The 3,446-nt window shown below is 38.5% G+C and carries 4 protein-coding genes and 2 pseudogenes; 2 read left to right on the top strand and 4 right to left on the bottom strand.

Annotated elements, in window-relative coordinates; genetic code table 11:
• On the top strand, nt 1–504 hold a 504-nt coding region (locus tag ACPV3A_RS37475; RefSeq protein WP_426204969.1), incomplete at its 5' end, for a hypothetical protein.
• 168 nt (nt 505–672) lie between these two features.
• Here ACPV3A_RS37475 and ACPV3A_RS37470 read toward each other — a convergent pair.
• Entirely contained in the window at nt 673–1,311 is a 639-nt protein-coding gene (locus ACPV3A_RS37470) for a hypothetical protein (protein WP_063477447.1), read from the bottom strand.
• Between the two features lie 45 nt (nt 1,312–1,356).
• A complete protein-coding gene (locus ACPV3A_RS37465; protein WP_074961862.1) occupies nt 1,357–1,845 on the bottom strand; it encodes a peptidoglycan-binding domain-containing protein in 489 nt (162 codons plus the stop codon).
• A gap of 269 nt (nt 1,846–2,114) precedes the next feature.
• Here ACPV3A_RS37465 and ACPV3A_RS37460 point away from each other — a divergent pair, with 269 nt between their 5' ends.
• Complete coding sequence (locus tag ACPV3A_RS37460; RefSeq protein WP_063477448.1) at nt 2,115–2,324, top strand: hypothetical protein; 210 nt, start codon at nt 2,115–2,117, stop codon at nt 2,322–2,324.
• 377 nt (nt 2,325–2,701) lie between these two features.
• On the opposite strand, the pseudogene ACPV3A_RS37455 reads toward ACPV3A_RS37460, so the two are convergent.
• Both ACPV3A_RS37455 and ACPV3A_RS37450 read right to left on the bottom strand, forming a co-directional pair.
• Nucleotides 2,702–2,783, bottom strand: a pseudogene (locus tag ACPV3A_RS37455) (hypothetical protein); the annotation flags it as partial.
• A gap of 296 nt (nt 2,784–3,079) precedes the next feature.
• A pseudogene (locus ACPV3A_RS37450) lies at nt 3,080–3,446 on the bottom strand (DDE-type integrase/transposase/recombinase); the annotation flags it as partial.

Here is a 3,446-nt window from a genome sequence, read left to right as displayed (position 1 = left end):
CAACAAAGTGAAGGAATTACCGCCTCAAACACTCAAGAAACAGTAGTCCCGCCTGATCCGGGAGTTCAAGACAAGAGAGTTGATCTGTCTCAGCTTCCAGAGGGTGTTGAAGTGCGTATTCCTGAATCAATCAAGGACACAGCTCCTGCAGGAATAAGTGCTGCACAAAGCAGTGATGTTCCTAATTTGAAACAACTCACTCCTATCACTGCTAATGAAGTTGCTCCTGGTGAGTTTCATTTCATAGCAAGATACCAATCGCAAAATGGTGCTGAGATTATTGTAAATCAGGTACCTGTCGAGGGAAGTACCATCGAGACTATAAAGGGCTTCTATAAAGAACCGACAGAAGTTACCGAAATCAACGGCCATACCGTTGTTTATGTAGATGGCGAACATAGAAAAGCCGCACATTTATTCTTGAATGATCATCTGTTTAATGTCTCCACCTCCACTGGAGACCTTGATGATGTAATGAATGTACTCCAACAAATTCAGGAGTAACAATAAAAACCCACCGGGATTGAACTGTACCTCCAATGTTAGATGTGTCTAACAATTGGGGTGCAGTTCATACGCGGTGGGTTTTCGCTTGTTTAACTTCCGTCAAATCCATCGATAAAGCTTCCGCAAAATGCCTAGTTGCTCCTTTCTTTGAGTGTGCCTTTTGGATTACTCTTTAATTTCTTTCGCTAGTTCAATCAGGTAATCAAGAGTCACATCTTCATAAACTGTACCCACGGTAAATACATGATCATTTGTAACAATGTGGACCGTTTTCCTTGGGCCTTCATCTGTAGTCACTGCTTGGAATCCATTGATATCAATCACGGACACTTCACTAGAGTCATATATGCTCAAATTTTTAAAATAGTCAATAGACACCCTTGGGTCACGGTCTACTTGGAAAAACGTTACTTCTGATCCGCTCTTAAGAGCATAGATTACTTGTTTTTCTACATTTGTTCCCCAATCAGTTTCATTTGCCAATACCAATTTCTCAATAGAATTGTTAGACGCAGTACTTATATTCGCTTGAGACATTGTTCGATCTGCCAAGTCTAACGGAATATGGATATTATCAGTCGAAGCATTTTCAATATCAATATTTACAGTAACCGGTTCAGGACGTTGATTTTCAGTAAAATCGCTTTCATTAACAACACCTTCCAAATCAGACGGTGTAGACTCAGATATGCTGCTTTCATTTACATTTGTTACAAGCGGTTGTTCAGCGGTATAAGCATAAATTGAAGTGCTTGCTCCCAAAGCAGCCACTATTCCTAAAGAAATTAGAATAGACTTTTTCATGTATTCATCCTCCTATTGATTTTATTGAGTATATTCGAGATAACATTAGAGCCATCTCTGGAAAACCAAACCAGAACTTACCACATTTCCATTTGATCTGTACTGAAGATAATAATTCATAGTTACATCGACGTTAGTCGCATAGTATGAATATATAGTTTGGTAGGTTGTGCTACCAGGATGAAGGTAACGGTATTCTCCATACCCCCCAGTAGGCATCACATAAGTATCCATCCTTGACCATGTACTTGAGCCAGCAACCCCGTCTGATGTCAATCCTTCTCTTGATTGGAAAGCTTTCACCGCATTTGTAGTGCCAGAACCATAACTGCCATCTATCGTTCCTACTGTTGATTGATATCCAGATGACCACAAGTTAGCTTGAAGTGCTCTAACATACCCTCCAGAAGAACCGGAACGAAGTGTTGGGAACTCCTCCCTGAAAAGTGCATCAGCTGCAGTACCTAAAAATAACATACTGGATAGAGAAATAGATGAAGCAAGCAATAAGACTTTCGACAGTGCTTTTTTCATTTTACCACCTCGTATTCTTATATTAACTTCATAAACTTGTAAACCATTACATCACAAATTATTACCATAAACACCATTTAATATAAAAATAGTTATTAAATTCCTAAAAATAGGGGTGGTTACCTACAAAATACTTAAAACCTAAGTATTCCGTTGGTTATATATATAAACACCTAAACCAGACTAAAGGTTAGGAAGAGTTGAAGAAGTTTATCCGATATGCTGAATTATCGATAGGATACAAGGTGTTATTAGTGGAGAAATAAGGGGTGAAATTTAGGACTCATGCTAGCAATCCCAAGATATCGCTTTATAATGCTAAAAGAATAGAAGCGATTGAAAATCTGGAAATGCTTACAAAGGTGCAGCGTGAAATACAAAACTACCCGGGGGCGCCCGCAACAGAATTTTTTCGAGAATTTACTGTTTTAAAAATAAAGAAAAAGCCTAACTCTGCTGAGTTAGGCTTTTTTATCTAACTTCCGAATTAACTGACTCACGTAACCTTGGGAAAAACCAAGCTTTCTTGCCCATTCGCCTTGCGTAGCGTTGGGATAGGTCTCCATCACCTCGGCGAGCCGCCTCAAGGCATTGTCCCCTTTTTTTCCTCCAATACTACTCCCCTGTTCCGGTTGATCATCGCTTTCCAAAGCGGCGGCGCTTTCAAGGATGGCCATTGAGTCTAAGTCAGGTTGAGACACCATATCTCGTAAACAAGATCCACAAACTTGCCGCCCCTTGAAGTAACTTATCGACTCCATCGAATCACAAAACAAACATCCCGATTGATATTTACGAAACATCAATCGATTCGCCTGATCATCGATAAAAATCTCAACCGGCTCTCCCACATCCATCCCCAAAACCCGTCGTAATTCGATGGGGATCACAATCCGGCCAAGCTCATCCACCTGCCGGACAATTCCTGTACTTTTCATATAGCTTCCTCCTTCAAGCAAAAACTTTGCAACCCATTATGTTATCATCCAAGCTTTTTAGGACTTCAATTCATTTTGCTTACTGGACGTTGTGAAATATGTCGTTTCTAGTTAACACCAAATTTTATTAGAATTATAGATGAATTTACCTAATAAATCTATATTTCTATATAATTTGGTATTTTAATTATGGTTGGCTACGTTGCGTACCGGCTATCTAAATGACCGCTTTATTATAATATATAAGTTGGTTTGTTTATTATTATTTTGTCCACTATAATATGTAAAAAATTAATAATTGGATTTGTGTAGTGGAATCCTTGATCAGAATGAATCAGTGCATCTGATGTAAGTGTTATTGACCGGTTATTTTTTAGCTTTTTAACCGTTTCTAGTGCAATATCAAGCGTAATCTTATCCGACACCTGATAAGCCAAAATTTCATTGGTAGATGCATCTTGAATCGTAGAGAGATATGCTTTCTTCCCTTGTCCATAAAATAAATAGGTAATATCAGTAAGTAGTACTTTCCCAGGAGTTTCTTGTTTGAATTTACGGTTTAATTCATTTTTTAATACACGATGTTCCTGCGTAGCCTTAGCCATTTGACGATAAGGATTTGCTTTTCGGATGGGGCAAACAATGTTATATTTTTTCATTATT

The sequence above is a fragment of the Paenibacillus sp. Dod16 genome, assembly GCF_049893405.1.
In the GTDB taxonomy this organism is placed as follows: Bacteria; Bacillota; Bacilli; order Paenibacillales; family Paenibacillaceae; genus Paenibacillus_AQ.
The sequence above is the reverse complement of the archived record's forward strand: the minus strand, read 5'-3'. Positions and strand labels throughout refer to the sequence as shown.

What these genes read in the sequence shown, in the direction of transcription:
- ACPV3A_RS37465 (WP_074961862.1), bottom strand. Translation starts at nt 1,845, where the DNA reads ATGAAAAAAGCACTGTCGAAAGTCTTATTGCTTGCTTCATCTATTTCT.
- ACPV3A_RS37470 (WP_063477447.1), bottom strand. Translation starts at nt 1,311, where the DNA reads ATGAAAAAGTCTATTCTAATTTCTTTAGGAATAGTGGCTGCTTTGGGA.